The sequence below is a fragment of the Acinetobacter bouvetii DSM 14964 = CIP 107468 genome (assembly GCF_000368865.1).
Classification (GTDB): Bacteria; Pseudomonadota; Gammaproteobacteria; order Pseudomonadales; family Moraxellaceae; genus Acinetobacter; species Acinetobacter bouvetii.
The window spans coordinates 432,920-458,154 of record NZ_KB849725.1 but is presented as its reverse complement, the minus strand read 5'-3'; the positions used below and the strand labels follow the sequence as shown (position 1 = coordinate 458,154).

Below are 25,235 nucleotides of genomic sequence, written 5' to 3'. Positions count from 1 at the left end.
TAACTTGACTATTTAGAGCATTTACTCTAAAAATAATTTAATCGCTTATTTAAAAATGGCAGCGCGGTATGAACAGTCAAACAAAAACAACTTCCATGACACCACATTCATTTGAAATTCAGCACTTGAATGAAGTGCTGGAACAGCAAAAGCACGCTTATTTGCGCTACCCTCTGCCAACAGCAAAAGAGCGCATTGACCGTTTAGCAAGGCTTAAGCGTATCTTAGTTAAGTACCAAGATCAATTTGCTGAAGCAATTAATCAAGATTACGGTAACCGCTCCATCAGTGAAACTAAAATTGGTGAACTGCTGACCTGCCTGGAACACATCAAATATTACAGCAAGCATTTAACTGGCTGGATGAAGCCATCCAAACGCCATGTCGGCATTATTCATCAGCCTGCAAAAGCATGGGTGCAGTATCAGCCTCTGGGCGTTGTCGGCATTATCACACCGTGGAACTATCCTTTGCTGCTGTCTATCGGCCCATTGATTTGCGCTTTGGCTGCCGGCAACCACGCCATGATTAAAATTTCCAGCTCATCGGCCGCCTTTGGCGCAGTGCTGGAAAAAGCCTTGGCTGAGGCATTCCCGCTCGAACTGGTTGCTGTTGTGAATGGCGGCGGCGCCATTTCAGATGCATTCAGCCATCTGGCGTTTGACAAAATGATTTTCACCGGTTCAACCAATGTCGGCAAAACCGTGATGGCGGCCGCTTCTGAAAATCTGGTTCCGGTGATTTTGGAACTGGGCGGAAAATCGCCGGTTCTGGTGCATCCATCCATTGACTTGCAGGATGTTGCCGAACGCTTGGCTGTCGGGAAACTGTGGAATGCGGGCCAAACCTGCGTCGCGCCAGATTACCTGTTTTTGCCGCGCGGCAAAACTGCAGAATTTATAGACCGCTTTAAAGCTTGCGCTGAAAGCATGTACCCGCGCTTTGCTGACAATCAGGACTATACCTCGATTATTAATGATAAGCAGTATAACCGCCTGCAAAGCTATTTAGATGATGCCCGCGAACAGGGCGCGCAGATCATTGAAGTTAATCCTCAGCATGAAGATATGGCCGCTGTGCGCAAAATTGCGCCAACGCTGCTGACAGGCATCCGTCCGGATATGCAGATCATGCAGCATGAAATCTTCGGGCCGATCCTTCCAATCATGGAATATGATCAAATAGACGATGTTATTGAGTTTATTAATAGCCGTCCGCGTCCACTTGCTTTATACTACTTCGACTTTGATCAGGCGCGTGCAGATTATGTCGCACAGCGTACTCATTCAGGGCATTTCGGACAAAACACGGTTTTGACCCATGTCGCGCAAGACGATTTACCATTTGGTGGCGTTGGTGCATCTGGCATGGGGAAATATCATGGTCCAGAAGGTTTCTTCAGTTTGTCGCATGAACGGTCAGTGATGTCGAATCCCAAGTTATACAGCTTGAAATTCATTCTTCCGCCGTTTAACAAGCCAATTCACAAGTTGATTTCAAAGACCCTTCTTCGCTAAATGATCAAGGCATGACCTATCGCACGGGTTCATGCCTAGTTTTAATGAAAATCGCTTGTCTTTTAAGCGCATTTTTGGTATAAAACGCCCCTTGAATGATTTCATCCGTTTACTTAATAACTAGCCGCACAATCGGTGCTGTCTAGCAATGGAGTTCACCATGTCTAAGGTTTGCCAAGTTACCGGCAAGCGTCCAGTCGTTGGCAACAACGTCTCGCACGCCAATAACAAAACCAAACGCCGGTTCGAGCCGAACCTGCATCACCACCGTTTCTGGTTAGAAAGCGAAAAACGTTTCGTACGTCTTCGTCTAACTACAAAAGGTATGCGTATTATCGACAAATTGGGCATTGAGAAGGTTGTTGCTGACCTGCGTGCTCAAGGTCAAAAGATCTAAGGAGTCTGAACCATGCGTGATAAAATTCGCCTAGTTTCTACTGCTGGTACAGGTTATTTCTATACCACAACTAAGAACAAACGTACTATGCCGGAAAAAATGGAAATCAAAAAATTTGATCCAAAAATCCGTCAACACGTAATCTTCAAAGAAGCTAAAATTAAATAATTTTAGCTTCTTGAAAAAAACGGCCTATTCAGGCCGTTTTTTTTTGCATTCTTTTTGTTCCGCTTGCTACACTTTCTTATATTTTGGCATTTTTTGTGCTTATTTTGATTGCCCTTAACTTTGGCTTAAGGAGTTTTTAGTGCCTCATGATGTAGAACTCATAATATTGCTTGCCGTCGGCTTTGGCTTGGCTTTAGTTTTTGGCTATGGCGCCGCCCGTTTGCGGCTTCCTCCCCTGATCGGCTATTTAATCGCCGGCATCATTATCAGCCCGAATACCCCAGGGATTGAAGCAGACATTCATCTTGCCAATCAGCTGGCTGAACTCGGCGTAATGTTTTTGATGTTTGGCGTCGGCATGCATTTTTCTTTAAATGATTTGATGCAAGTCCGCAGGATTGCCCTGCCGGGCGCAATCCTGCAAATTGCCGTCGCCACGCTGCTGGGAATGGGCGTGTCCATGATGTGGGGCTGGAGTTTCGGCTCCGCGCTGGTTTTTGGCCTGAGCTTATCCTGCGCCAGCACTGTGGTCTTACTGAAAGCTTTAGGCGACCGGGGGCTATTGAATTCCGTCAACGGCAAAATTGCTGTCGGCTGGCTGCTGGTTGAAGACTTGGTGATGGTTTTAGCTTTAGTGCTTCTGCCCGCAACGGCTGTGCTTTTAGGCGGACAGGTGCTGGAAGGCGCCGGCAGCGATGACAATATCTGGCTGACACTCGGCACGACGCTGCTGAAAGTCGCCGGCTTTATTGCCTTTATGCTGATTATCGGCAAACGCCTCGTACCGATGATTATGCAGATTGTCGCGCGCTTAGGTTCACGCGAGCTGTTTACGCTGACCGTGGTCGCCGCCGCAGTGTCGATTGCCTTTGGCGCATACAAAATTTTCGGCGTATCCATGGCTTTGGGCGCATTCTTTGCGGGCATGGTGGTGAAAGAGTCTGACTTCAGCCATCGCGCAGAAGAAGAAACCCTGCCTTTGCGTGAAATTTTTGCCATTTTGTTCTTTGTTTCTGTCGGCATGCTGTTTGATCCGCGCATTTTGATCGAGCAGCCGCTGCATGTCCTGGCGGTCGTTGCCATCATTATGATAGGCAAAACCATCGCGGCCATGGCATTGGTGCTGTTTTTCCGCTATCCGATCAATACTGCGCTGACCGTCGGCGCAAGCCTGGCGCAAATTGGCGAGTTCTCCTTCATTTTAGCGGCGCTCGGGGTTTCGCTGAATTTACTGTCGATTGATGGGCAAAATTTGATTTTAGCTGGCGCGCTGATTTCAATCACACTGAACTCTTTTGTATTTTCAGCCGTCGAACCAATTCAGAAATGGATCCGTGAGCGCTCGAATTTGGCCCGCTTGCTGGAACGCAGCGGTGACCCATTAGCCATGCTTCCAGATGAGGTCTCACAGGACTACCTGCGCGATCAGGTGGTGATTGTCGGCCATGGTGAAGTTGGCCGCCGCATTACCCGCAGCCTCATGGAAGAGAGCATTAAAGTGGTGATTGCGGAAGAAAACCGGGAAATTGTCGAAAACCTGCGGGAAAAAGGCATCGCTGCCGTGTGCGGCATGGCGACTGAGCCGAGTGTGCTCATTCAGGCGCATATTCAGCATGCCCGCTTGCTGGTGCTGTCCCCTATGGATATTTTAGACATCCATAAAATTGTCGATATTGCCAAAACCTTAAATCCCCAAATTCAAGTTTTGGTGTGTGCAGAAAGCAAGGAAGAAGCTGAAGTGATCCGCAGGGAAAATATTGGCGAAGTCTATTTTGCCAAAGAAGAAATGGCGAAGAATATGAGCAATCATATTTTGAACCAAATTCAGATTGCGCATCATGAAGCGCCAACGCATTAATCCTTTAATATGCGCTACCAATAAGGCTGTGCTGTTAAGCATCAGCCTTATTTTTTTATCTGAGATTGGCTGGCGGCCTGCCAGCCCACAGCGTCTGAATTCATTCACGTAAAATGCAAAATATTGAATTTATTTTATAATTCAATACAATCAATAAAAAAATACAGCATATTCAGTGCGCTCAAGAGAGAAAAAATGTTCATTATGTATCTGGGGTTTGCCGTTATTCTGATCGGCGCCATTGGCTTTTTAATTGCCGCCTTTAAAAACAGCATTTTATGGGGACTGGGCTGCCTGCTGTTTTCGCCAATATCCATCGTATTTTTAATTTTGTACTGGCAAGATGCCAAAAATCCATTTTTCTTGCAGCTGATCGGTATTTTGATTGTTTTTTTAGGGTCGATGTTTATTTCGCCTGCGCACATCAGCGGCGCTTAACGCTGAACCTTTCTTGTTCACCCAGAAAAAAACGCGCCAAACGCGCGTTTTTTTCAAAATTCTTTAAAATCATCAACTCATAAACTGCGGTTTTTCATCCACGACTTCAGCTTGCCATTCATTGACTTGTTTTTCCAGCAGACTGAACAAGGCTGCCTGAATCATATGCTGCGCAACCACAGGAGTTTCCTCCCCCAATAATGCTTTCACTTCTTCATTAAAATGAATTGTGACCAAGGGCTCTTTGTCAGACCCAGCATTACGCAATGCCAATTCACCGCCTTCCAGCTGAACCAGTTCCAAAACCGCTTCCTGATTTCCAAATAATTCTTTCAATTGTTCTATAGACATAGTTCCTCCATGTGCAACATGGTGGCAAAGGCACAAGCGCCTTGCATTGCTTAGACTAATATATATCGGGACCGATTATTGAAATTCAAGCGCCAAGCATCGGATTAGAATTCAACCATCTCGTTTCTGAAGCCGTCTATCAGCTGAGTCAATTCACGATGCCATTCGCGCAGAATTTTTGTATCCGGCAGCCACGCTTGCGGTGTTTGCGTAACTTTAATGATGAGATTGGAAGAAGTTTCATCTTCCGGTTCCGGCGCCGTCGGTTCCGGCGCATACTGGCACATCCGGTATGCGCGCTTCAATTCAGCAATAAAGCCCCGCTGCGCCAACTGCTGCATGACGGTGACTTCAGGAGACACCTGGCCTTTAGCGGCCATATGCTCTTCAATGGACTTGAGCGTCGGCGCAGCGTCATTCAGGCGGTAATAGCGCACCAGCTCCTGCAAGAATGCCAAAACAGCGCCCTGCAGATGAAAGACAGCCGATTCACGCAATGCCTGCGCTTGCTGAACATGGTCAACCTGCTCAGCCTGCTGGCAGGCAAGGCGGGCAAAATACAGTTTCTGATTGGTGCGGTCAGCATGAAAACGGGCAACGCGGGACATGGTTCAATTTCCTAAATTTTGGCTTTGAGTCTGCTCTTTAGCTTAATCGCAATATTCTGCAATTCACAATAAATATTACGGATGATCGATGTCAATTAAATAGATTTTACGCTTAGCGGGCACGGCTATTGGCGGATCAATGGGCCGGACATTGTCCAGCACCCATGCAGAATAGCCATCAGCCCAATAGCTTGCGCAAGCCGCCACAAACTCATCCTTGCGCCAGGGATGCACATCAATAATATCCGCAATAGCGACTGCCAAGCCTTGTTCTTCATCGCCTTCGTGATTCAAATAGTGCTGATTTTCGACAATGACGACATCTTTTAACGGCAGCTGCTCAGGAATCCATGATCGGACTTCCAGTGTTTTGATGCCTTGTGCAATACGCATGCCGTTCGGGGCAACAATCGACAGCGCCAAGTATGCTGATGTCATGACTTCAGTTTAAACATATGTCTAGCCTGCGAGCAGCAAATGCTGTGTGAATGAATGCCTGCATAAAAAAGGAGCAGTAACTGCTCCTTTTTAATTTACGCGTTCGGCTTATCGTCCGCGGCTTTCACGCGGATGCCCATGCCTTTCACTTTAAGCGTGTTCAAGCCCTTAATCGCTTTGATCGCTTCCCGGCCATTCGGCATTTCAACAAAGCCGAACCCTTTAGATTTACCCGTTTCCTTGTCCATCACAACCACAGCAGATTCCACTTTGCCAAATGGCTTAAACAGCTCCGCCAATTCAGCCTCTGTAATTGAGCGCTCTAAGTTACGTACTAAAATATTCATTCATTTTTCCAAATAGGCTGCATCATCAAAAAGCATTTGCCTATTTTTTGCTTTTTGAACTTGCGTGCAAAATCACGTCAAAGGACTATTTTAATCGAGATCGATGCCAAAATCTAAATTAATCGACTTGCGTTCAATTAAAGCGCTTTTCACGGTTTGTTCACGCGGCCTGTAATGCGTCTCAGAAGTGCATAAATTGCGGGTTAAATCATTCAGGAAATAGCTTTGCACGGTGCGGCCCTGCTCATCGACCGTATCGCGCGCCCACATATTTAAATTCTGCTTGGTTAAAATCAGCTCGTTCTGCGCACGGGTCAGCGCGACATACAGTACGCGCCGCTCTTCTTCAACATCATCAAAATTGCCCTGCGCACGCGCATGCGGATACTGCCCCGCAGAGACATTGGCCACATAGCAGACTTTCTGCTCGGTTCCCTTGGCGGAATGGATGGTAATCAGCGTGACCACATCATCTTCGGACTGGCGCTCAATCTCGCTGATCGATACCGGATCCAGCACATATTCTTCAAGGAATTCAGCCAACTGGCCATGCTTGGACGCCAGCTGCTTCACCAGTTCAAAATCGCCTTGGCGGCGGTGCCAGTCTTTTTTATAGTTTTCAGCCAGCTGTTCTTCTATCGCCTGAATCGCCAGGCTGACGCATTCTTTCACTTCGTGGCGGATCACCATCATCTGCTTCATCATCAAAATGGCCTGATCTGGCACTTTGCCGAATTTTTCCAGTTTCTGCCCAATCGCGTCCATTTCCGGTTCCAGCAGCAGCTGATGCGACAGCTTGCTCGCGCCTACATCACCCACGCCATTCCACAGCGTCAGAAAGCGCATCCATGCAATATCATCCAGCGGATTCGCCACCACGCGCAGCAGGCTGAGCAGATCTTTCACATGCGCGGTTTCCAGCAGCTTCATGCCGCCAATAAAGCGGTAAGGGACATTGCCGGCAATGCAGGCAGCTTCAATATGGCGCGCGGCAAAGCTGGAACGCACCAGCACCATGTGATCCTTCCATTTCGCGCCTTCCAGATAATGGCGCTCTTTAATATCCACCGCAATCCATTTGGCTTCATCAAATTCGTTGGGGAAGATGTGCATTTTCGGTTTCATGCCATCGCCGCGGTAAGCCTCTAAACGCTTGTCATATTTGATTGGGCTTTGATCCAGCAGCCAGTTCGACAAGTCTAAAATTTCCTGCGTTGAACGGTAATTTTTTTCCAGTTTAAAGATCTGTGCATTCGGCACGCGCTCTTTAAAATGGTGGATATTTTCAAAATCTGCGCCGCGGAAGCCATAAATCGACTGCGCATCATCCCCCACGCAGAACAAATGCACTTTGTCTTTGAGCGGTTCCAGCAGCGCCCACTGCAAAGGATTGGTGTCCTGCATTTCATCGACCAGCATATGCTGGCAAATAGACGCAACATAGTCCACCAAGCCTTCCGATTGCGCCAAAGCCGAGGCCACCACCGCCAAAATATCATCATAGTCCAGAAAGCTGCGGTTGCGCTTGCGCTTCTCATATTCTTTCATGATCTCGGCAATTTCATCTTTCATGTCCAAAAACTCCGGCAGCTGCTTTTCTAAAGCCAGGCTGAGTTTCTGACGGGTGTTGCGCGCAAAAGAATACAGGTCGCAGAGTTCTTTTGGTTTCGGCAGCTGATTCGGATTTTTTTTGTCGTCTTTGCCGCGGATCAGGCGGAACAGCATCATCTGATCATCACGGTCAATAATCGAAAACTGCTCTAAGCCAAAGGCATTTGGAATCCGGCGCAGCAGGTACATGCAAAAGGTGTGAAAGGTGGATGCGCGCAGGCCCTTGGCTTGGTCGCCTAAGGCCAGCTCTACCCGCGCCACAATTTCACTGGCGGCGCGGCGGGTAAAGGTTAAAATTTGAATTTTGTTGGCTGGCACACCTTGATCAATCAGGTAGGCAGCCCGCGCTACGATGGTTTTGGTTTTGCCGCAGCCCGCGCCGGCCAAGACCAGACTGTGCTGGGTTTCGGTAATGGCGGCTTGTCGTTGTTGAGGATTTAATTCATCAATCAGGCTGGCTAAACTCATAGTGTCTCATCGCGCTAGGGAGGCGGATAGTTTAACAGAGCTGACTGCAGAAAACTTGGCAGAGAAAACCCTGCTGAGATTTTAGCGAAGCGCCAATGACTAAAATAATTATCACAGGGCTCAAATTCGCATGCTGGGCGGTATCCTTGCCGTCCGCTGAATTGGCGCATATCCAGATGTACCTACAAAGGATCTTGTTGCCTTACGAAGCAGTACTTCTCAGCCCTCATAAGCAAGAAAGGCTTGCTCGGAGGCGCAGCTCCATGCCAATGATTTGAAGCAAAGACATGCTTCTGCTGATGATATTTTAAAATTCCCTATAGATCCTCAGCCCAATTGACGCCAATCATCGCTCTCTAAAAAAACCGCGCAGCATTATGGCTTCAATGGAATAGAATCAGCCAGTGTATGAACAAAGGCGCCCACTGCCTTTTCCAAATTCACTTCCGCATTTTTCAATGCATCCAGCAAAACACTGTCTGGCGGATTAATGCCGATAATCTGGCTAAACCCTAAATCATACAGCTCATCAATGCCTTCCCCCACCAAACCAGCAAAAGCAATTACCGGCTTATTGAACTGCTTCGCCACCTGCGCCACGCCATACGGCGTTTTGCCAAACTTAGTTTGAAAATCAATTTTACCTTCACCTGTCAGCACATAATCCGCCTGCGCAATTTTCTCCGCCAAGCGGCACTGTTCAATCACCAGCTCCACGCCCGATTGAATCCTAGCTCCAGCAAAAGCCATCAGGCCAAAACCCAAACCGCCTGCCGCCCCTGCACCGGAAAAATTCCGGCATGCATGCCCCGCTGCCTGTTCAGCAACATCGGCAAAATGACTGAGGCTGCGATCTAAGATTTGCACCATCTCATCATCTGCGCCTTTTTGCGGACCAAATACATAAGATGCGCCATTTGGCCCGCACAGCGGATTATTTACATCCGATGCAATGACAATTTCAACCGTATTTAAGCGTGGATCTAAGCGGCTCAAATCCATGCTTTGGATGCGGTTCAGGCTGCCTCCGTAAGCAGCAACCGAATTGCCGGCAGCATCAAAATATTTTGCCCCCAATGCCTGCGCCATGCCCGCACCGCCATCATTGGTCACACTGCCGCCCAGGCCTAAAATCATTTTCGTCACGCCTAAATCCAGCGCTTTCATGATCATTTCACCTGTACCGCAGGTTGAGGTCAGCAAGGGATTGCGCTGTTCAGGCTTTAATAAATCAATGCCATTGGCTTTGGCCATTTCGATGACGGCAGTGCTCCCCCCATCGATTAAGCCAAAATACGTATTGATCCGCTGATGCGGCAAAGGGCCTGTCACTTCACATGTAATGCGCTCACCGGCTAAAGCCGCAATCAAGGCATCCACTGTGCCCTCACCGCCGTCTGCCATAGGCACATGAATGCACTGCGCATCGGGCATAGCCCGCAAAATGCCGCGCTGCATCGAAGCGCACGCCTGTTCAGCCGTCATGCTTTCCTTAAATGAATCGGGGGCAAGGATAAATGTTTTCATAGGATATTTTTTTAAGAAGCGGTATTCAGTTAAGCATGCTTTAACGCAATTTTCCTTTAGACTAAATAAAATTTAGCATCAGAAGAACGATCATGTCTCGAATCAATCTAGGCCAATCCGCCCCCGATTTATACAAAAAAGTTGCAGAGCTGGACGCCTTGGCTATGCAAAAAGTTCAAGAAGCGCAGCTGAGCGAAGGCTTTGCGCATCTGCTCAAACTGCGCGCGTCGCAAATCAACCAATGCGCTTTTTGCATCCGCCTGCATACGCAGGATGCGCTCAAAACAGGTGAAACGGCCGAACGTATCGCCCTGCTCAGCGCATGGCGTGAAACTGAATATTACGATCAGGCGGAAGGCGCTGCGCTCAGTTTGATGGAAGCCATTACTTTAGTCGCTGAAGGTCAAGTGCCTGATGAAGTTTATGAAGATGCCCTGCCTTTTTTGACCGATGCGCAAATCAGCGCAGTGGAGTGGCTGGCGGTTGTCATTAACGCATGGAACCGGATTGCCGTCAGCAGCCGCTACAGCGTCAAACCTTAAGGCTACAATAAAAAATGCTCAAACCAAAGCATCAATCCGCAGAACTTTTAGGGATTTCATGTTTAATATAAGATGCAAAACTGAGATAGTTAATGCCTTGAAATAGAATATCCATCGCAAGGAACAAACCTAACACCCAGAACGGCGCATCGGGTGATTTTAAAATCATGACGCCGGCAACTAGGGTCAATAGGCCTGAAAATAATGTCCAGCCCCAGCCTGGCAATCCTCGAAATAAAATGGCGTTAAAAATACGAATCACACCCGCAACAATTAAAATAATCGCCAAAACATTGGTGAGCACAATCGCAGTCTTTACCGGGGTGCTGAACGCATAATACCCGGCAATCAAATACAATACGCCAAACAGCGCCCAAAGCCACCGGAAGCCGCCCTCAAAAATTTTAAAGGCTGCGAGCAAGTGCAATATGCCGCCGATCATCATTAATATGCCGAAGATAAATATAGCGGATAAGGTGGCAAAAGGAAGAGACGCCAGCAGCACAATACCAAAAATGGTCAATAAAACACCTAAGCCAATGTACCACTTACGGTTTTGATGCAGCTGGCTACGGATTAAATCATTTCCTACAGTTTTCATACTTATTCTCAAGTTTTAATAGGGATGATTTAGTTTTAACATGATTTATTGACGATCTAAAGCCCAAAAGGTTAGTCAAAATGTAGCAATTTAAGCGCCTTAATTTGTGGATAACTTTTGAGTTATCCGCAGAGGTCCGCTTATTTGACCCAGCCTATTTCAGCTGCCGTTTGTGCATTGATTAGTGTCTGTTCCAAACTATCCGGCATCTTGCTCTTGGTTTCGGAGACTGGAATGTGCCCGGCCATCAATTCTGCTTTGGCTTGCGGAAATAATGGCTTCTGATCTGGAAAAGCGTAGCCGATTGGATAGATTGGCTGCCCTGTCGCTATCTCATATTTATCGGTAGCGCCAAAGGCATGCAGCAGCTCATGCACCAGCACAATTTTATTTTGCGCCGCCTGCTTTTTGGATGCGAACAAATTGACCGAGCCAATCCGGCCATTTTCCAGCGCTGTCGAATGCTTCAGTTCACGGGTCTTCGCAGGGTCATAATAATTTAAAAACAGGGTCAGGCTGGGTGCGCCATCCGCCTTTTGATGCTGCTGCCACGCGTAATAGCGGAATTTTAAACTCCATAGGACGACATCCCACAATCGGGCATGATCGGGCACCTTCGGCGGCAATACTTTCAGCTGCCGCCCAATATTGAAATAAAAATAAATCGGCTGACCGCGGTACTGCTGCGCATGTTCTTGCAGGTACGCTTGCGCACCCTGAAAATCCTGCACGCTAAGCTTTTGAATATACCGCTGCGTGCTGGGTAAGCCATCCGCATTAATCGGATGCAGCAGCACAAAAACCGGCTTGCGCCAATCCTGATTTTTATCTTTCCATGCATTGACGGCAACGATCAGCAAAATAACCAGCAGGCACAGAATCCGAATTTTTTTCCACATAGCTGAAACTCTGATCTATTTATTTAATAAGTATTTATTTTCAATAATGCAGAGGGCTGCCGATTTACAAAATTTTCCCAAAGATACTGGTAAAGTAAGCGCTGCCCGCCAAATTCAGCCTTTTCAACAGCTTCATCTAAGCTGAACCAGCCATATTCTGTATGTTCATCATTTAAAACCACGGCTTGCTGCTTATCGCAATAAACAGCAAATACAGGGATCAGCTCAATCACATTGGCGCTGGCTTCATAAAACTGCTCCAGATAATCCGCACTGTACAGCTGCTGAACCTGAATGCCTGTTTCTTCGCAAATTTCACGGACAATAGCCTGGCTGGCTGTTTCACCTGATTCTATTTTTCCGGCAATGTGGCTCCAAAACCGGCCTTTGACCCGCTTCATCAATAAAATTTTGAACTGGCCGTCAAACTCAGAAAGCAGCACGGCAGAAACAACAATTGAGCGGATTGGAATCATCAGCATCCCCATCAAATATAATCAATTTTATCAGCGGCAAATTTCCGCCGCCATATAAAAAATGCCGGCATCCGCCAGCATTTTGTCACATCTTAAGTTTTAAGCTTCAACCCATTTGCCGTCTTGGTAAACCAAAGACCACTTGGTTTGCTTGCCTTCCGGCGTTTCCGAACCAATATATTGCGCCTGATTTTTCCGGCTGAATTTCACTAATGTTGGATTGCCTTCCGGGTCTTGATCCGGCGCCTGCAAAATAAATTGATATTTCGGATCCAGCTGTTCTGCAACACTGCGCAGTTCCGCTACTTTCGGCGCGCGCGTTTCACGGATTTTCGGGAACTTGCTGGCGGCTAAAAACAGCCCCGCTGCGCCGTCACGCAGCACAAAGAAGTCATCATGCTTCGCTGAACGCAAATGTTCCATTTTGATCGGGTCTACACGCGGCGGCGCAGGCTGGCCATTCTTCAAGACTTTACGGGTATTGTCACAGCTCATGCACGCGAAATAAGGGCCAAAGCGGCCAGTCTTCAGCTGCATTTCACCTTCGCATTTATCGCAAGGAATGGTTGGGCCATCATAGCCCTTAATCTTAAACTCGCCTTCTTCAACTTCAAAACCGCTGCAGTCCGGGTTGTTGCCGCAGATATGCAGTTTTCGGCCGCCATCGATCACATAGCTGTCCATCGCGGTGCCGCAGATTGGACAGCGCTTTTTCGACATCAAATCTGCCGTTTCAGCACTGTCATCATCAGAAAGCGCAGCCAAGGACTCCACAGGCGTTAAGTTCAGCGTGCCTTTACAGCGCTCTTTCGGCGGCAGGTTATAGCCTGAACAGCCCAGGAATACGCCGGTTGTCCCCGTACGGATCTGCATTGGACGGTCGCATTCTTTACAGTGCACATCCGCCACTTCGACCGGCAGGTTGCGGCGCATGCCGCTTTCACCCTGCGCATTGGTCAGGCGCTGCTTGAAATCGCCATAGAAGCTATTCAGCAATTCTTTCCAATTGCGCTCACCTTCCGCCACTTTATCCAGCTGGCCTTCAAGGTCTGCGGTAAAGTCATAGTTCATCAGGTTGTTGAAGCTTTCATCGAGACGGTCTGTCACGATTTCGCCCATTTTCTCTGCATACAGGCGGCGGTTTTCCAGTTTCACATAACCGCGGTCTTGAATCGTCGAGATGATGGCAGCATAGGTCGAAGGGCGGCCGATGCCTTTTTTCTCAAGCTCTTTCACCAAAGAAGCTTCGGTAAAGCGTGCAGGCGGTTTGGTAAAGTGCTGAGAAGGATCAAGCTTTTCAAGCTTCAATACTTCACCCACTTTCACCGCAGGCAATAATACATCATCATCTGACTTGTTTTGACCGCGGACTTTAGTGAAGCCGTCAAAGACCAAGGTACGGCCTTTGGCTTTCAGCTCTACGCCGTTCGCGTTGACTAAAATCGTTGAAGACAGGTATTCAGCAGGCGTCATCTGGCACGCGACGAATTGACGCCAAATCAGGTCATACAAACGCTGCGCATCACGTTCCACACCCACTAAGCTGTCGCCTTTTAAAGCCACATTTGACGGACGAATCGCTTCATGGGCTTCTTGCGCACCCGCTTTGTTGCCATAGCGGTTCGGCTTGGCAGGCAGATACTTCGCGCCAAACTCAGTCTCAATATGATGACGCACCATATTCACGGCATCGTCGCTCAGGAAGGTCGAGTCGGTACGCATATAGGTGATGAAACCCGCTTCATACAAACGCTGCGCCAGCATCATGGTTTTCTTCACAGAAAAACCTAAACGGGTGCTCGCCGCCTGCTGCAGGGTTGAGGTGATATACGGCGCGCTCGGATTAACCTTGGTCGGCTTATCTTCACGTGCTGCAACGGTATAGTCCGCATCTTTAATCAGATTCAATAAAGCATCAGTTTCGGCTTTGTTGTGCAGCTTTAATGTTTTGCCGTTTTGCTTCACCGCTTCAAGACGGATGTCATCTTTTTTCGATTTCGTGTCTGCAAAAACTTGCCAGTATTCTTCTGGAATAAACGCGCGGATTTCACGCTCGCGCTCAACTACCAGCTTCACCGCAACGGACTGAACCCGGCCAGCCGATAAGCCGCGGGCAATTTTTTCCCACAGCAAAGGAGAAATCATAAAGCCCACAACACGGTCCAGGAAACGGCGCGCCTGCTGGGCATTGACTTTATTGGTATCTAAACGCGATGGATGCTTAAAGGCTTCCTGAATGGCATTTTTGGTAATTTCATTAAACACCACACGCTGATAGCGTGAATCATCACCGCCAATGACTTCTTTTAAATGCCATGCAATCGCTTCCCCTTCACGGTCCAAATCCGTTGCGAGATAAACCTCATCAACCTGCGAAGCAAGCTTTTTCAGTTCCGAAACCACATTTTCTTTGCCAGGCAGCACTTCATAATGCGCTTTCCAGTCATTTTCGGGATCTATACCCATGCGGTTTACTAATGCGGACTGGGCTTTTTCAGCCTTCTGCACATCGGTCAGTTTGGTGCGGGCTGCAGGTTTCTTTTCTGCCGTTTTGCTTGAACCGCCTGTAGGCAAATCACGAACATGGCCAACCGACGACTTTACAATGTAGTCTGAACCAAGGTATTTATTGATTGTTTTCGCTTTTGCAGGCGACTCCACAATCACTAAGGCACGTTTTTTTCCAGCATCAGTTTTTGCTGCCGCGCTTTTGGATGTGGACCGAGGAGCGTTCGCCATAATTAACCGTTAATCCTGTTTTTTAATGGGTCTAAAATTAAAGTTCAGCCAAAGAATTCAAATAGGCTTTGATGTCATCCAGCTGGGTGGCTCTCAAATCGGATTCTTCGTCCCAATAGAGTCCTACACAGTTTGCCTGCATATCAATAGCATAAATGCCCTTTAATGCAATGGGCAAATCTTTAAACTTGTCATCACCATGCACCAGCTGCAATTTTTGATCTGCTACGCGCGCGCGCATTAATGGCAAGCGGGCTTCTGGAAGCAGAATGCTGTAATACGCCACCATGCTGGCGCGCTTTTCAGAAACCATTGGAATTTTTGTCCAGTCCGGCGCAACCACTAAACGCGGATGCAAGCCCATCTTGCGCGCTTTATCACGCATGATGCCTAACGCCTTTTCTCTCGGGCTGACGCGAAGTCCTAAAATAGAGCCCAAAACAAAAAGAATGATGAAACCAATGACCCAAATACCCGTGTTTTCCATAGTACAACCTTAATGTTCCTTTATTAGAGTTGCATAAGCGCAATATAAAAGGCAAGTTGTGGCGACAAAAATTAATTCAAGAACATCTCGTGGCTGTAGAGCACTTCGTGACCATTCCAATAAATATAGCCTTTATCAATCAACTCTTTCAGCAGCAGGCGAATGTCTGATTTTGGAAACAGCTGCTCCAGCAGGTCCCGCAGCGCATAAATATCCTTGGGTTTTTCCTGTTTTAATTCATGCAGTTTCTTAATCACTTCCAGCTGCACAGGATCAACTTTCTGAAAATTGGCATATAAATTCTGCTGCGGATTCTGCACTGCAGGCTCTGCCTCATCCGCGCCGCGCTGCGGTAAATCCAGCTGGGCAAAAGCATCCTGCATATTGTGCTGCAATGGCGCAGCATCTGCGTCTAAATTTAACTGCGCCCAGTGTTTGAGGACTTTTTTGCGGAAATTCACATGGCTGTCATCGCGCTTCACAATTTTTAAATTAATCAGCATGCCAACCACCTGCTGCGCATTTTCCGGCAGCAGCTGCAGAATATTCGCCACCGAATTTTTTAAAGATTCCAGAGTGTTTGGCTTTCCAGCAGCCTGAACCATGGCATCGCAATATTTTTTCACCATTTGCAGCTGCGGCGTGGCCTTAATTGTATGCAAACTTGGGATTTTATATTTCGGACGGTCAGATGCCGCCTGCTGTTCAGGCTGAATTTGAATCAGGCTGCAGCTGATATTGGCACCTTGCATCATTTCCAGCAGCATCTTGCTGCCTGCAGCTGCAGAAATGACTTCAACATGAGTGTCCGCATCCAGAAGCGCCATTAATTGCCCCACCACCACCGCATATTCAAATTCTTTCTGCGGGGCTTCCGGAGTATCTAAAATGACGATTTGACCGCTGCTGATCCAGCTGGAAAATTCCGTTAAATCTTCCAAAGCATATTCAAATTTCCCTTGGCAATTAAATAAATACAGCACGGGATAGTGTTCAGTCACATCTCTCAGCAATTGCGCTGTCGGCATATTGTTTTCAAGATCGAGCAGTACGGCTTTAGCGGTCATAAAGGGAGAACTGTTTAGCGGATAGCGGTTGCTGTGCATTACAGCGGTTCGATGTAAAAAGGTCAATAACTAAAAGGCTTTTTCCAGTCATTCTCCAATGAACCAAGGCCTGCAATCAATAATGCGGCGGGCGGTTGGTCATTGGGTCAAAAGCCGCAATGCCTTCAGATAAGTCGGCAGATTCTATGCGCTGGTAAATCAGCTGCATTTGCGCTCTTAAATCAGCAATTTCAATGCTCTGGCGCGCAACCTGGTCATTCAGCTGATCAACTAAATCATCTAAAAATGCAATTCGGACTTGCAAATCTTCAATGGGTGCGGACAATGGCGCTTGATTATCAATATTTTGTTGTTTAGACACTTCAAGTCCTCATTTGAGATTTTTCAGGAAACATTATGGCCTATATTACTTTAAGGGATGTCCAACTTGCGTTTGGTGGACCTGCCCTGCTCGACGGCGCGAACTTTTCATTAGAGCGCGGCGAACGGGTGTGTTTAATCGGCCGTAATGGTGAAGGCAAGTCTACTTTACTTAAACTGATTGAGGGAAGCTTATTGCCTGATTCAGGCGAAGTTTCGCTGCAAAACGGCATCACCATTTCCATGCTGGCGCAGGATGTGCCGATGGATTCCGGCAAAGTCGCGGATATTGTAGCCGATGGCGCAGGCGAAGCTGCCGAAGTGCTTAGAGCCTATCATGAAGCCAGTGACGCTTGCGTATTGGGTGATATGGACGCCTGCGACCGCATGGGTGAGCTGCAGCACAAACTAGATCAGCTGGATGGCTGGGCTTTAGAAACTAAAGTGAACTCCATCCTCAGCAAAATGGGCCTGGACCCGGATGCCGATTTGGCCGATTTATCGGGCGGCCGTAAGCGCCGTGTGCTGCTGGCCCGTGCGCTCCTTACCCAGCCCGATGTGCTATTGCTGGACGAACCAACCAACCATTTGGACGTTGAAAGTATTGAATGGCTGGAGAAATTTTTACTCGATCAAAATAATTTAACTTTACTGTTCATCTCGCATGACCGTTCATTTGTCGACAGCATTGCAACCCGAATTGTTGAACTCGACCGCGGCACCCTGCGCAGCTATGAAGGCAACTACTCGCGTTACCTGGAGCTTAAAGCGCAGCAAATGGAAGCGGAAGAGAAGCAGAATGCCCTGTTTGATAAACGCTTGGCTGAAGAAGAAGTGTGGATTCGTCAAGGCATTAAAGCGCGCCGTACCCGTAACGAAGGCCGTGTACGCGCCTTAAAAGAATTGCGTGAACAGTCCAAAGCACGCCGTTCGCAGCAAGGCAAAGTCAGCATGGCAACACAGGACGCCAGCCGTTCAGGTAAAGTGGTCTTTGAAATTGAGAACTTAAGCGTTCGCTTTGGCCATGATGCGCCGATCATCAAAGACTTCTCTGCATTGGTGCTGCGCGGTGACCGTATTGGCCTTGTCGGTGACAACGGTGTCGGTAAAACCACCCTCATTAAAGCCATTTTAGGCGAACAGGAACATACGGGTACGGTGAAAACCGGCACGCAATTAGAAGTGGCTTACTTCGACCAATTGCGTAATGCCCTCGACCTTGAAAAATCTGTCAAAGATAACGTGTCAGAAGGTTCTGACCATGTCGATGTGAACGGCAGCCGCCGCCACATTTACAGCTATTTGCAAGACTTCCTGTTCTCACCGGAACGCGCGCGCACACCAGTCAAAGCCTTGTCAGGCGGTGAACGCAACCGTATCCTTTTAGCCAAGCTGCTGCTGAAGCCGTCCAACTTAATCGTGATGGACGAACCCACCAATGACTTGGATATGGTGACACTCGAGCTGCTGGAAGAAATGCTGTCCGACTACAAAGGCACTTTACTGCTGATTTCTCATGACCGTGCCTTTATGGATAACGTGGTAACCTCAACTTGGGTCTTTGATGGTAAAGGCAATATCGATGAATACATCGGCGGTTACCAGGATTACTTACAGCAGCGCCCCGACCAAACTGTGGTTGATCAAAAAAGTGCTGTGAAAAAAGCCGCGGCGAAAGCCGAAGCGAACGTAGCGCCGGCTAAAAAAGTCAAGCTCAGCTATAAAGATCAGCGCGCTTTGGATCAGCTGCCTGCTGAAATAGAAGCGCTGGAAAAAGAACAGGCGCAGCTGTCAGAAAAATTGGCCGATGGCTCCTGGTTTATCACGGATGCAGGCGCGGCAGCGAAAGCCTCGCAGCGCCTTGCAGAAATTGATGATCAAATGCTGGAAAAAATGGAACGGCTGGAAGAACTGGAAAATATGGCCAAAGGCTAAATTTCCCCCGCCAAAAAAGCCGTCACTTTGACGGCTTTTTTAAGCTTTGAATTTTTAACCGCTTTGCTTGCAGCTGCTGCACTCTCCGCTTCCGCAGAAAGGTAAAGATCATTTACAGCCCTTAAATTTTCATTTGGCATTTATTTTTAAAGCTTGCTAAGGTTTCAAATAAATCGTTTATTCGGGCTTAAAAGATGCAAATTCATGATCAAGTGGTCTTAGTCACAGGCGGCGCGCGCGGTTTGGGCTTGGCCATCAGCCAATGCTTAATTGCTGAAGGCGCGCGCGTCGTGGTGAATTACCACGCCAGCAAAGCCCAAGCGGAACAATTAGCCCTGCAGCACCCGCAGCAAGTCTTTGCCTGCCAAGCCGATGTCACCGATAAAGCACAGGTATTGCGCCTATTTGCCGCGGCAAAAAATCATTTTGGCGCCGCCGTCACCTCGGTGGTGAATAATGCCCTGATCCGCTTCGAATTCAATGGCGATGCCCGCCCCAAAGTCGAAGACCTGACCGCCGAAACCATGCTGCAGCAGTTTGATGGCGCTGTGCTGGCCGCCATCAATACGACACAGGCCGCTTTGGATGATATGAAACAGGCCGGCTTCGGGCGCATCATCAATATCGGCACCAACTTGGTTCAGAACCCCGTTGTGCCTTACCATGACTACACCGCTGCCAAAGCGGCGCTCTTGGCGTTTACCCGCACCGCAGCGCAGGACTTGGGGCAGTTCGGCATTAACGTCAATATGCTGTCGGGCGGCCTGCTGCAGGCCACGGATGCCAGCAAAGCCACTCCGGATGCGGTATTTGAGATGATTGCGGCCGCTACCCCGCTGCGCCGCGTCACGACGCCTGAAGAATTTGCATCCGCCATCATGATGTTCCTGTCGCCCTATTCACGCGCGGTCACAGGCCAAAACTTAATTGTGGATGGCGGTTTAGTCAAAGGCTAAACCGGGCGCCCAGTTCTGCCTGAACTTTCTTTTTTATTTCAGCTTCATGCTAGACTGTGCCTTATTTTTTAAAATTTGATTTAGTGCTTATGAGTCAAAAGCCAGATTATCAGCCCGGCGCCTTTCAATGGTCCTTTCTATTGCCGCAATATTGGGGTATTTGGATTGGCATTGTTTTCCTGATGATTTTAGCGCTTTTGCCGTGGGCGCTGCAGTACCGCCTGGCTGTCTTCTTGGGCGAGACCGCTTTTAAGCATTTAAAATCACGCCGAAAAACCGCAGTCCGCAATCTTGAAGTATGCTTTCCTGAATGGTCTGCCGCGCAAGTACAGGACAACACCCGCCAAGTTTTTATTGACCAGATGATTGGCATCTTTGAAACCTTGAATGCCTGGTATTGCCCGTATTGGTTTAAAGGCCGCTTCAGCATCGAAGGCTTAGAGCATCTTCAAAAGGCGCAGGCAGAGGGTCAGGGTGTGTTATTGCTAGGCACTCATTCAACGCTTCTCGATGCAGGCGGTTATCTCTGCGATCAGTTTTTCAAATTGGGCGTGGTCTACCGCCCGCAAAACAATCCGCTCTTGGACATGCTGATTTACCGCTGCCGCGCAACCATTTATGAGCATCAAATTGATCATGATGATATGCGCGGGCTGATTCGCCAGTTAAAAAATGGCCACGCCATCTGGTATAGCCCCGATCAGGACTTCGGTTTGAAGCAAGGGGTAATGGCGCCATTTTTTGGCGTACCTGCAGCCACCGTGACTGCGCACCGCCGTTTAATGAAAATCTCGAAAGCCGCAGCGGTTCCCCTCTATTTTTACCGCGATGGCGATCTTAAAGATCCGCGCTACCATGTCCGCCTTGAACCCGCTTTAGATCACTTCCCCAGCGAAGACGAAGTGGCCGATGCGATACGCATCAATAAAATCATCGAAAACCAGCTGCGGATTGCCCCGACGCAGTACATGTGGTTTCACCGCCGCTTTAAAACCCGCCCAGAAGGCTTTGATGAAATTTACTGAGTTCTACTCAACACACTCATAGTCCTGACCAAAAATAGAGAGAGACACGCAATGAAAGTGATGCAGCTTTTGCCTGAACTGAACAGCGGCGGTGTGGAACGCGGCACTTTAGAAATTGCCCGCGCGCTGATTGCCGATGGCCATGAGTCCTTGGTGGTGTCGAACGGCGGGCGCATGGTGGCTCAGCTGGAAGCTGAGGGTTCAACCCACTTAACCCTGCCGATCCATAAAAAAGCGCTGTCCTCTCTTTGGCAAATCCGCCCGCTGCGCAAACTGATTGCACAGCATCGGCCGGATATCCTGCATGTGCGCTCACGCGTTCCGGCATGGCTGGCGCACTTTGCGCTCAACGGCATGCCGGCAAATCAGCGCCCGCATCTCATCAGTACGGTACATGGCTTTTACTCCATTAACCGCTACAGTCAAATTATGACCCAAGCGGAAAAAGTCATTGCGGTCTCTGACAGCGTGGTGCAATACATCAGGGACAACTACAGAAACTGCCCGCCAGAAGATATTGTGCGCATTTACCGCGGCATTGACCCGCAGGCTTTTCCGCATGGCTATCAGCCATCCGCGCAATGGCTCAATCAAACTTTTAAAGATTTTCCAGAATTGGAAAATAAGTTCCTGATCTGCCTGCCTGGCCGCATTACCCGCCTGAAAGGCCATGAAACCTTAATTGCCTTGATGCAGCAATTGCATGAGCACTACCCGCAGCTGCATGCTGTCGTCGTCGGCGGCGCTGACCCGAAAAAGGCGGCCTATTTAAAAGAAATGCATGACAGCATTCAGGCCAAAGGCCTGAGTGATAAATTCACCTTCACCGGCCACCGTTCCGATATCCGCGAATGGCTGGCTTTGAGTGATGCTGTGCTGTCCTTGTCTAATCAGGCGGAAACTTTTGGCCGCACCGCCTTAGAAGCGCTGTCAGTAGGCACACCCGTGATTGGCTGGAACCGCGGCGGTGTTGCAGAAATTTTATCCCATGTTTATCCGCAAGGCTTAATTGCAGTGGACGACCAAAGCGCTTTGCTCAGCGCGGTGAAACAGCATATTGATGCACCGCCGCAGGTTGCCCCCGTCAGCATGTTCAGCTTAAAAGACATGTGTGATCAGACGCTTGCGCTGTACAAACAAGTATCAGGCAAAGATTAGAAGCAAGGAAGCGGGGGGCAGCGCTTAAATCAAGTGCTGCCCTTTCATTCTGATCGGCGTCCCCCAGGCAATCAACAGACTTTCCGCTCAGCATTCTGACCGGATTTCACCCCTTCCAGACCCGATATTTCGCCATCAGCCAAATCAGCAGCGGCATCAAAATCATATTCACAATATCACGCAGGCTGGAGCCTACCTTCCAATAGCCTCTGTCTAAAATATCGTGGCGCGCGCCGAACAGCTCGAATGCAACGGCGGCAAGAATCACAGCCCATACAGCATAATTGGATTTCAACTGGCGCTGATGAAACAAGGCAATCAAGAAAAACAGCAGCACACCCAGATAAATTAGCAAAGCATCATGGGACAATTGGGTCAATTGCAGAAAGGCGGTGCGCCATTCATAAAGCAGAGAGATGCTCATAAAACTCACTTATTTTTTTTCATTTCGTTGTTCTGCGCCCTACTCTAAAATGCCGGGCGCCAAATGCAAAGCAAAAAATGCGGCCTGCAGATAGACCAAACCCGAGTTCTGCATCCTGCAAAACTCGGGTTGATGAGGTTGTGCTTTCACAAGTCTTATTATTCTTTTCGGGTGGCTTTCCTTTCCTGCATCATATCCATGATGATTGCCATCGGCGCCGTCTTCCTTAGCGGGATAATCCGTTCCCTGTTCCATTTGCCGATGAATGTAGGATAGGCGGTTTTCTAAAGCTTGCCTATGCGCCATCAGCCGAAATCAATGTAAGCTATTTCTTACACTTTTCCCTTAAAATCGCAGAGCCGCTCAGGGCGCCTTGGTGCTGTCCTTATAGTCCTGCGCAATGTCATCGGTCACTATCTTTTCTTCTTTCTCCGCTTTTTCAATACCTTCCTGTATCGCCTCCTGCGCTTCCCGCTCATCCGCATCGCTTTGCTCCAGCTCTTGCTGTATCTGTGCAAACACACGGCCGGTTTGCAGTGAGACATATACAGGAAAATGATCTGAACCTACGTGAGCTAAGCGCTTCATTCTGACCAAAGCAAAATCGGTACTGTGAAATACATGATCCAGCGACCAGCGCAATACAGGATAATCCGCATGAAAGGTATTCACGAAATACCGCCCCACCCGCGGGTCCAGCAGGCCGCTGATGCGCTGAAAAAGGCGTGTGGTGCGCGACCACGCCACATCGTTTAAGTCTCCCATCACAATGCAGCTTTCATCCAGATCTTTGATCTGATCGCCGACAATCAGCAGCTCAGCATCGCGCAGGGTGGAATCCTTTGCTTCTGTCGGGCTGGGCGGCTTCGGGTGCAGGCAATACAGCTGTACAGTCTCGCCGGAACGCAAAGTCACCGCGGTATGAATAGACGGTATCTCATCGCTTAAAATGAATTTGACCTGCGTGCCATGCAGCGGCAGCCGGCTGAATAAATGCATGCCGTACAGATTATTCAGCGGCACTGCAACCCGGTAGGGATAGTCATCTCCCAGCGCACTCAAGGCCTGTTCCCAGCGGAGGTCGGACTCTAAAGTCAGCACCAGGTCCGGCTGATATTTTTCAATTTCAGCAAGCAGCAAATGATATTGATGATTGGGCGTTAACACATTTGAGACAATTACAGAGATTTGCCGCTCAGGATTCAGCTGATGCCCGCGGACTTTCTTGACCTGCTTTTTCCAAAGAACAGTATAGGGCAGTACCATTTTCAGCTGAAAAGCAAGCGCGGCGATCAGCCCGACTAACAGGATTTCACGCCAGGTATCCCAAGGTTCAGGCCAAAACAGCATCAGTATCAGTGCAGGCATGCCCAGCGCCAAAATCTGCAGCCGCGGGAAATCCGCGCCGCGGAACCACCATTCATCGCGGCGGATCAATGACCAGGCGCTGAGCCAAATTACAAGCGCTGACAGCACTTCCACCCAAATCATTGGCGCCTCCGCTTTATATTCTTAATTTTTTATTGACTCATAAATTTATATCAATTTTGCATGTAACATAAACAAGATATATTGCACAATATAATTGCTGTTTTCATTCTGTAGCGCTTGCAGTTGAGCGCTCTTTTGATACACTCGAACCCCCTTTTATTTTTTAACGCACCGAGGCAAAGTGACATGAAAGTAGGTCTGGTCGGTTGGCGCGGGATGGTTGGTTCCGTCCTGATGCAACGTATGGTTGAAGAAAATGATTTTGCTCATTTTGAGCCATTTTATTTTTCTACCAGTAATGCTGGCGGTGAAGCGCCTGCGTTTGGCGGCAAGACCGCCCCAGCACTTATGGATGCGTCAGACATTAGCAGTCTGAAGCAAATGGATGTCATTATTACCTGCCAAGGCGGTGACTATACCACTGACGTTTTCCCTAAATTAAAAGCGGAAGGCTGGAACGGTTACTGGATTGATGCTGCATCCACACTGCGCATGGATGATGAAGCGATCATCGTGCTTGACCCAGTGAACATGAACGTGATTAAAGACGGCTTAGTCAAAGGCACGAAAACTTTCGTGGGCGGCAACTGCACAGTCTCTTTAATGCTGATGGGCCTAGGCGGTTTATTCCAAAGCAATTTGGTGGAATGGGCAACCTCAATGACCTATCAAGCCGCATCGGGTGCAGGCGCGCAAAATATGCGTGAACTGATCTCCGGCATGGGTTATTTATATAACAACACTAAAGATTTGCTGGATGATCCGCGTTCTCCAATTTTAGACATCGACTCTAAAATTGCGCAATTGCAGCGAGGCGAAGGTTTCCCTTCCGCAAACTTTGGCGTGCCTTTAGCGGGATCTCTCATTCCGTACATCGACAAGCAGCTGGAAAGCGGCCAGTCGAAAGAAGAATGGAAAGGTCAAGTTGAAACCAACAAGATTCTTGGCAATCAGCAGATCGTGCCTATTGATGGCCACTGCGTGCGTATCGGCGCAATGCGCTGCCATTCGCAAGCCCTGACGTTAAAGCTGAAGAAAGACGTTCCGCTGGATGAAATCGAAGATATGTTACGCAGCGCGAACCAGTGGGCAAAAGTGGTTCCAAATACCCGTGAAGCGTCCATGACAGATTTGACGCCAGTTGCAGTCACAGGCACCTTGTCTGTTCCAGTGGGCCGCCTGCGCAAGCTGAACATGGGTAAAGAGTATCTGGGCGCCTTCACCGTCGGCGACCAATTGCTTTGGGGCGCGGCTGAACCGCTGCGCCGCATGCTGCGCATTTTAATCGACTATAAGAATGCCTGATTTTACATGGTGAGCATCATGTAACTAATCTCAAAATATGAA

27 protein-coding genes are annotated in these 25,235 nt (G+C 48.5%); 11 read left to right on the top strand and 16 right to left on the bottom strand.

Features of this window, described 5'->3' with window-relative positions:
* Nucleotides 1–68 precede the first annotated feature (68 nt).
* The 5 genes from F941_RS02215 to F941_RS02195 all read left to right on the top strand — a co-directional run bounded on the left by F941_RS02215 (nt 69) and on the right by F941_RS02195 (nt 4,378).
* Entirely contained in the window at nt 69–1,517 is a 1,449-nt protein-coding gene (locus tag F941_RS02215; protein ID WP_005007292.1) for a coniferyl aldehyde dehydrogenase, read from the top strand.
* Between the two features lie 160 nt (nt 1,518–1,677).
* On the top strand, nt 1,678–1,914 hold the full coding sequence (rpmB, locus tag F941_RS02210; protein WP_000048256.1) for a 50S ribosomal protein L28: 237 nt from the start codon (nt 1,678–1,680) through the stop codon (nt 1,912–1,914).
* Nucleotides 1,915–1,926: 12 nt separating this feature from the next.
* A complete protein-coding gene (gene rpmG / locus F941_RS02205) occupies nt 1,927–2,082 on the top strand; it encodes a 50S ribosomal protein L33 (protein WP_003654787.1) in 156 nt (51 codons plus the stop codon).
* 139 nt (nt 2,083–2,221) lie between these two features.
* Nucleotides 2,222–3,940: a cation:proton antiporter gene (locus tag F941_RS02200; RefSeq protein WP_005007290.1), complete on the top strand. Its 1,719-nt coding sequence runs from the start codon at nt 2,222–2,224 to the stop codon at nt 3,938–3,940.
* A 195-nt stretch (nt 3,941–4,135) separates the two neighbouring features.
* The gene (locus F941_RS02195; protein WP_005007288.1) at nt 4,136–4,378 is read left to right on the top strand and encodes a hypothetical protein; all 243 of its coding nucleotides are present in this window, start codon (nt 4,136–4,138) and stop codon (nt 4,376–4,378) included.
* 72 nt (nt 4,379–4,450) lie between these two features.
* On the opposite strand, the gene F941_RS02190 is transcribed toward F941_RS02195, so the two are convergent.
* The 6 genes from F941_RS02190 to F941_RS02165 form a co-directional block, all read right to left on the bottom strand.
* Complete coding sequence (locus F941_RS02190; protein WP_005007287.1) at nt 4,451–4,729, bottom strand: hypothetical protein; 279 nt, start codon at nt 4,727–4,729, stop codon at nt 4,451–4,453.
* A gap of 104 nt (nt 4,730–4,833) precedes the next feature.
* Nucleotides 4,834–5,337 (bottom strand): DUF6586 family protein, encoded by a 504-nt coding sequence (locus tag F941_RS02185; RefSeq protein WP_005007284.1) that lies wholly within the window; start codon nt 5,335–5,337, stop codon nt 4,834–4,836.
* 75 nt (nt 5,338–5,412) lie between these two features.
* Nucleotides 5,413–5,775 carry an ASCH domain-containing protein gene (locus tag F941_RS02180; RefSeq protein ID WP_005007283.1) on the bottom strand — a complete coding sequence of 121 codons (363 nt, stop codon included), beginning with the start codon at nt 5,773–5,775 and terminating at the stop codon, nt 5,413–5,415.
* A gap of 95 nt (nt 5,776–5,870) precedes the next feature.
* Entirely contained in the window at nt 5,871–6,122 is a 252-nt protein-coding gene (locus F941_RS02175; protein WP_005007281.1) for an RNA recognition motif domain-containing protein, read from the bottom strand.
* A 90-nt stretch (nt 6,123–6,212) separates the two neighbouring features.
* Nucleotides 6,213–8,201: an ATP-dependent helicase gene (locus F941_RS02170; RefSeq protein ID WP_005007279.1), complete on the bottom strand. Its 1,989-nt coding sequence runs from the start codon at nt 8,199–8,201 to the stop codon at nt 6,213–6,215.
* A 375-nt stretch (nt 8,202–8,576) separates the two neighbouring features.
* Complete coding sequence (locus tag F941_RS02165; RefSeq protein WP_081400539.1) at nt 8,577–9,728, bottom strand: glycerate kinase family protein; 1,152 nt, start codon at nt 9,726–9,728, stop codon at nt 8,577–8,579.
* 92 nt (nt 9,729–9,820) lie between these two features.
* On the opposite strand from F941_RS02165, the gene F941_RS02160 reads away from it, so the two are divergent.
* Nucleotides 9,821–10,270 carry a carboxymuconolactone decarboxylase family protein gene (locus F941_RS02160; protein WP_005007275.1) on the top strand — a complete coding sequence of 150 codons (450 nt, stop codon included), beginning with the start codon at nt 9,821–9,823 and terminating at the stop codon, nt 10,268–10,270.
* Nucleotides 10,271–10,301: 31 nt separating this feature from the next.
* Here the strand turns inward: F941_RS02160 and F941_RS02155 are convergent, their stop codons facing one another.
* From F941_RS02155 to F941_RS02125, 7 genes are all read right to left on the bottom strand, one after another.
* A complete protein-coding gene (locus tag F941_RS02155; RefSeq protein ID WP_005007273.1) occupies nt 10,302–10,871 on the bottom strand; it encodes an HdeD family acid-resistance protein in 570 nt (189 codons plus the stop codon).
* 140 nt (nt 10,872–11,011) lie between these two features.
* On the bottom strand, nt 11,012–11,770 hold the full coding sequence (locus F941_RS02150) for a hypothetical protein (RefSeq protein WP_005007270.1): 759 nt from the start codon (nt 11,768–11,770) through the stop codon (nt 11,012–11,014).
* A 23-nt stretch (nt 11,771–11,793) separates the two neighbouring features.
* Nucleotides 11,794–12,246 (bottom strand): NUDIX hydrolase, encoded by a 453-nt coding sequence (locus F941_RS02145; RefSeq protein WP_005007268.1) that lies wholly within the window; start codon nt 12,244–12,246, stop codon nt 11,794–11,796.
* Nucleotides 12,247–12,345: 99 nt separating this feature from the next.
* Nucleotides 12,346–14,985 (bottom strand): type I DNA topoisomerase, encoded by a 2,640-nt coding sequence (topA, locus tag F941_RS02140; protein WP_005007267.1) that lies wholly within the window; start codon nt 14,983–14,985, stop codon nt 12,346–12,348.
* Between the two features lie 37 nt (nt 14,986–15,022).
* Nucleotides 15,023–15,472, bottom strand: a complete 450-nt coding sequence (locus F941_RS02135) for an ammonium transporter (RefSeq protein WP_005007266.1) — start codon at nt 15,470–15,472, stop codon at nt 15,023–15,025.
* Nucleotides 15,473–15,543: 71 nt separating this feature from the next.
* A complete protein-coding gene (locus F941_RS02130; RefSeq protein WP_018572752.1) occupies nt 15,544–16,539 on the bottom strand; it encodes a hypothetical protein in 996 nt (331 codons plus the stop codon).
* A 115-nt stretch (nt 16,540–16,654) separates the two neighbouring features.
* Nucleotides 16,655–16,900 carry a SlyX family protein gene (locus tag F941_RS02125; RefSeq protein WP_005007264.1) on the bottom strand — a complete coding sequence of 82 codons (246 nt, stop codon included), beginning with the start codon at nt 16,898–16,900 and terminating at the stop codon, nt 16,655–16,657.
* 35 nt (nt 16,901–16,935) lie between these two features.
* On the opposite strand from F941_RS02125, the gene F941_RS02120 reads away from it, so the two are divergent.
* From F941_RS02120 to F941_RS02105, 4 genes are all read left to right on the top strand, one after another.
* A complete protein-coding gene (locus F941_RS02120; RefSeq protein ID WP_005007263.1) occupies nt 16,936–18,834 on the top strand; it encodes an ATP-binding cassette domain-containing protein in 1,899 nt (632 codons plus the stop codon).
* A 194-nt stretch (nt 18,835–19,028) separates the two neighbouring features.
* Nucleotides 19,029–19,790: a 3-oxoacyl-ACP reductase gene (locus F941_RS02115; protein ID WP_005007261.1), complete on the top strand. Its 762-nt coding sequence runs from the start codon at nt 19,029–19,031 to the stop codon at nt 19,788–19,790.
* An 89-nt stretch (nt 19,791–19,879) separates the two neighbouring features.
* Nucleotides 19,880–20,815, top strand: a complete 936-nt coding sequence (locus tag F941_RS02110; RefSeq protein WP_005007258.1) for an LpxL/LpxP family acyltransferase — start codon at nt 19,880–19,882, stop codon at nt 20,813–20,815.
* A gap of 51 nt (nt 20,816–20,866) precedes the next feature.
* Entirely contained in the window at nt 20,867–21,973 is a 1,107-nt protein-coding gene (locus tag F941_RS02105; RefSeq protein WP_005007255.1) for a glycosyltransferase family 4 protein, read from the top strand.
* A 106-nt stretch (nt 21,974–22,079) separates the two neighbouring features.
* Here F941_RS02105 and F941_RS02100 read toward each other — a convergent pair whose 3' ends face one another.
* The 3 genes from F941_RS02100 to F941_RS02090 all read right to left on the bottom strand — a co-directional run bounded on the left by F941_RS02100 (nt 22,080) and on the right by F941_RS02090 (nt 23,888).
* On the bottom strand, nt 22,080–22,397 hold the full coding sequence (locus tag F941_RS02100) for a hypothetical protein (RefSeq protein ID WP_005007251.1): 318 nt from the start codon (nt 22,395–22,397) through the stop codon (nt 22,080–22,082).
* A 39-nt stretch (nt 22,398–22,436) separates the two neighbouring features.
* Nucleotides 22,437–22,652 (bottom strand): hypothetical protein, encoded by a 216-nt coding sequence (locus tag F941_RS02095; RefSeq protein ID WP_228128329.1) that lies wholly within the window; start codon nt 22,650–22,652, stop codon nt 22,437–22,439.
* Between the two features lie 108 nt (nt 22,653–22,760).
* Nucleotides 22,761–23,888: an endonuclease/exonuclease/phosphatase family protein gene (locus F941_RS02090; RefSeq protein ID WP_005007246.1), complete on the bottom strand. Its 1,128-nt coding sequence runs from the start codon at nt 23,886–23,888 to the stop codon at nt 22,761–22,763.
* Between the two features lie 186 nt (nt 23,889–24,074).
* Between F941_RS02090 and asd the strand changes: the two genes are divergently transcribed.
* The gene (gene asd / locus F941_RS02085; RefSeq protein ID WP_005007244.1) at nt 24,075–25,193 is read left to right on the top strand and encodes an aspartate-semialdehyde dehydrogenase; all 1,119 of its coding nucleotides are present in this window, start codon (nt 24,075–24,077) and stop codon (nt 25,191–25,193) included.
* Nucleotides 25,194–25,235: the final 42 nt, after the last annotated feature.

Bases quoted from the DNA above. Each gene is read 5' to 3' on its own strand.
- F941_RS02145 (WP_005007268.1), bottom strand. From the start codon at position 12,246: ATGATTCCAATCCGCTCAATTGTTGTTTCTGCCGTGCTGCTTTCTGAG.
- F941_RS02130 (WP_018572752.1), bottom strand. From the start codon at position 16,539: ATGACCGCTAAAGCCGTACTGCTCGATCTTGAAAACAATATGCCGACA.
- F941_RS02135 (WP_005007266.1), bottom strand. From the start codon at position 15,472: ATGGAAAACACGGGTATTTGGGTCATTGGTTTCATCATTCTTTTTGTT.
- F941_RS02120 (WP_005007263.1), top strand. From the start codon at position 16,936: ATGGCCTATATTACTTTAAGGGATGTCCAACTTGCGTTTGGTGGACCT.
- F941_RS02170 (WP_005007279.1), bottom strand. From the start codon at position 8,201: ATGAGTTTAGCCAGCCTGATTGATGAATTAAATCCTCAACAACGACAA.
- F941_RS02105 (WP_005007255.1), top strand. From the start codon at position 20,867: ATGAAAGTGATGCAGCTTTTGCCTGAACTGAACAGCGGCGGTGTGGAA.
- F941_RS02095 (WP_228128329.1), bottom strand. From the start codon at position 22,652: ATGGAACAGGGAACGGATTATCCCGCTAAGGAAGACGGCGCCGATGGC.
- F941_RS02175 (WP_005007281.1), bottom strand. From the start codon at position 6,122: ATGAATATTTTAGTACGTAACTTAGAGCGCTCAATTACAGAGGCTGAA.
- rpmB (WP_000048256.1), top strand. From the start codon at position 1,678: ATGTCTAAGGTTTGCCAAGTTACCGGCAAGCGTCCAGTCGTTGGCAAC.
- F941_RS02115 (WP_005007261.1), top strand. From the start codon at position 19,029: ATGCAAATTCATGATCAAGTGGTCTTAGTCACAGGCGGCGCGCGCGGT.
- F941_RS02180 (WP_005007283.1), bottom strand. From the start codon at position 5,775: ATGACATCAGCATACTTGGCGCTGTCGATTGTTGCCCCGAACGGCATG.
- asd (WP_005007244.1), top strand. From the start codon at position 24,075: ATGAAAGTAGGTCTGGTCGGTTGGCGCGGGATGGTTGGTTCCGTCCTG.
- F941_RS02110 (WP_005007258.1), top strand. From the start codon at position 19,880: ATGAGTCAAAAGCCAGATTATCAGCCCGGCGCCTTTCAATGGTCCTTT.
- F941_RS02090 (WP_005007246.1), bottom strand. From the start codon at position 23,888: ATGATTTGGGTGGAAGTGCTGTCAGCGCTTGTAATTTGGCTCAGCGCC.
- F941_RS02195 (WP_005007288.1), top strand. From the start codon at position 4,136: ATGTTCATTATGTATCTGGGGTTTGCCGTTATTCTGATCGGCGCCATT.
- F941_RS02155 (WP_005007273.1), bottom strand. From the start codon at position 10,871: ATGAAAACTGTAGGAAATGATTTAATCCGTAGCCAGCTGCATCAAAAC.
- F941_RS02150 (WP_005007270.1), bottom strand. From the start codon at position 11,770: ATGTGGAAAAAAATTCGGATTCTGTGCCTGCTGGTTATTTTGCTGATC.
- rpmG (WP_003654787.1), top strand. From the start codon at position 1,927: ATGCGTGATAAAATTCGCCTAGTTTCTACTGCTGGTACAGGTTATTTC.
- F941_RS02100 (WP_005007251.1), bottom strand. From the start codon at position 22,397: ATGAGCATCTCTCTGCTTTATGAATGGCGCACCGCCTTTCTGCAATTG.
- F941_RS02185 (WP_005007284.1), bottom strand. From the start codon at position 5,337: ATGTCCCGCGTTGCCCGTTTTCATGCTGACCGCACCAATCAGAAACTG.
- F941_RS02215 (WP_005007292.1), top strand. From the start codon at position 69: ATGAACAGTCAAACAAAAACAACTTCCATGACACCACATTCATTTGAA.
- F941_RS02190 (WP_005007287.1), bottom strand. From the start codon at position 4,729: ATGTCTATAGAACAATTGAAAGAATTATTTGGAAATCAGGAAGCGGTT.
- F941_RS02165 (WP_081400539.1), bottom strand. From the start codon at position 9,728: ATGAAAACATTTATCCTTGCCCCCGATTCATTTAAGGAAAGCATGACG.
- F941_RS02160 (WP_005007275.1), top strand. From the start codon at position 9,821: ATGTCTCGAATCAATCTAGGCCAATCCGCCCCCGATTTATACAAAAAA.
- topA (WP_005007267.1), bottom strand. From the start codon at position 14,985: ATGGCGAACGCTCCTCGGTCCACATCCAAAAGCGCGGCAGCAAAAACT.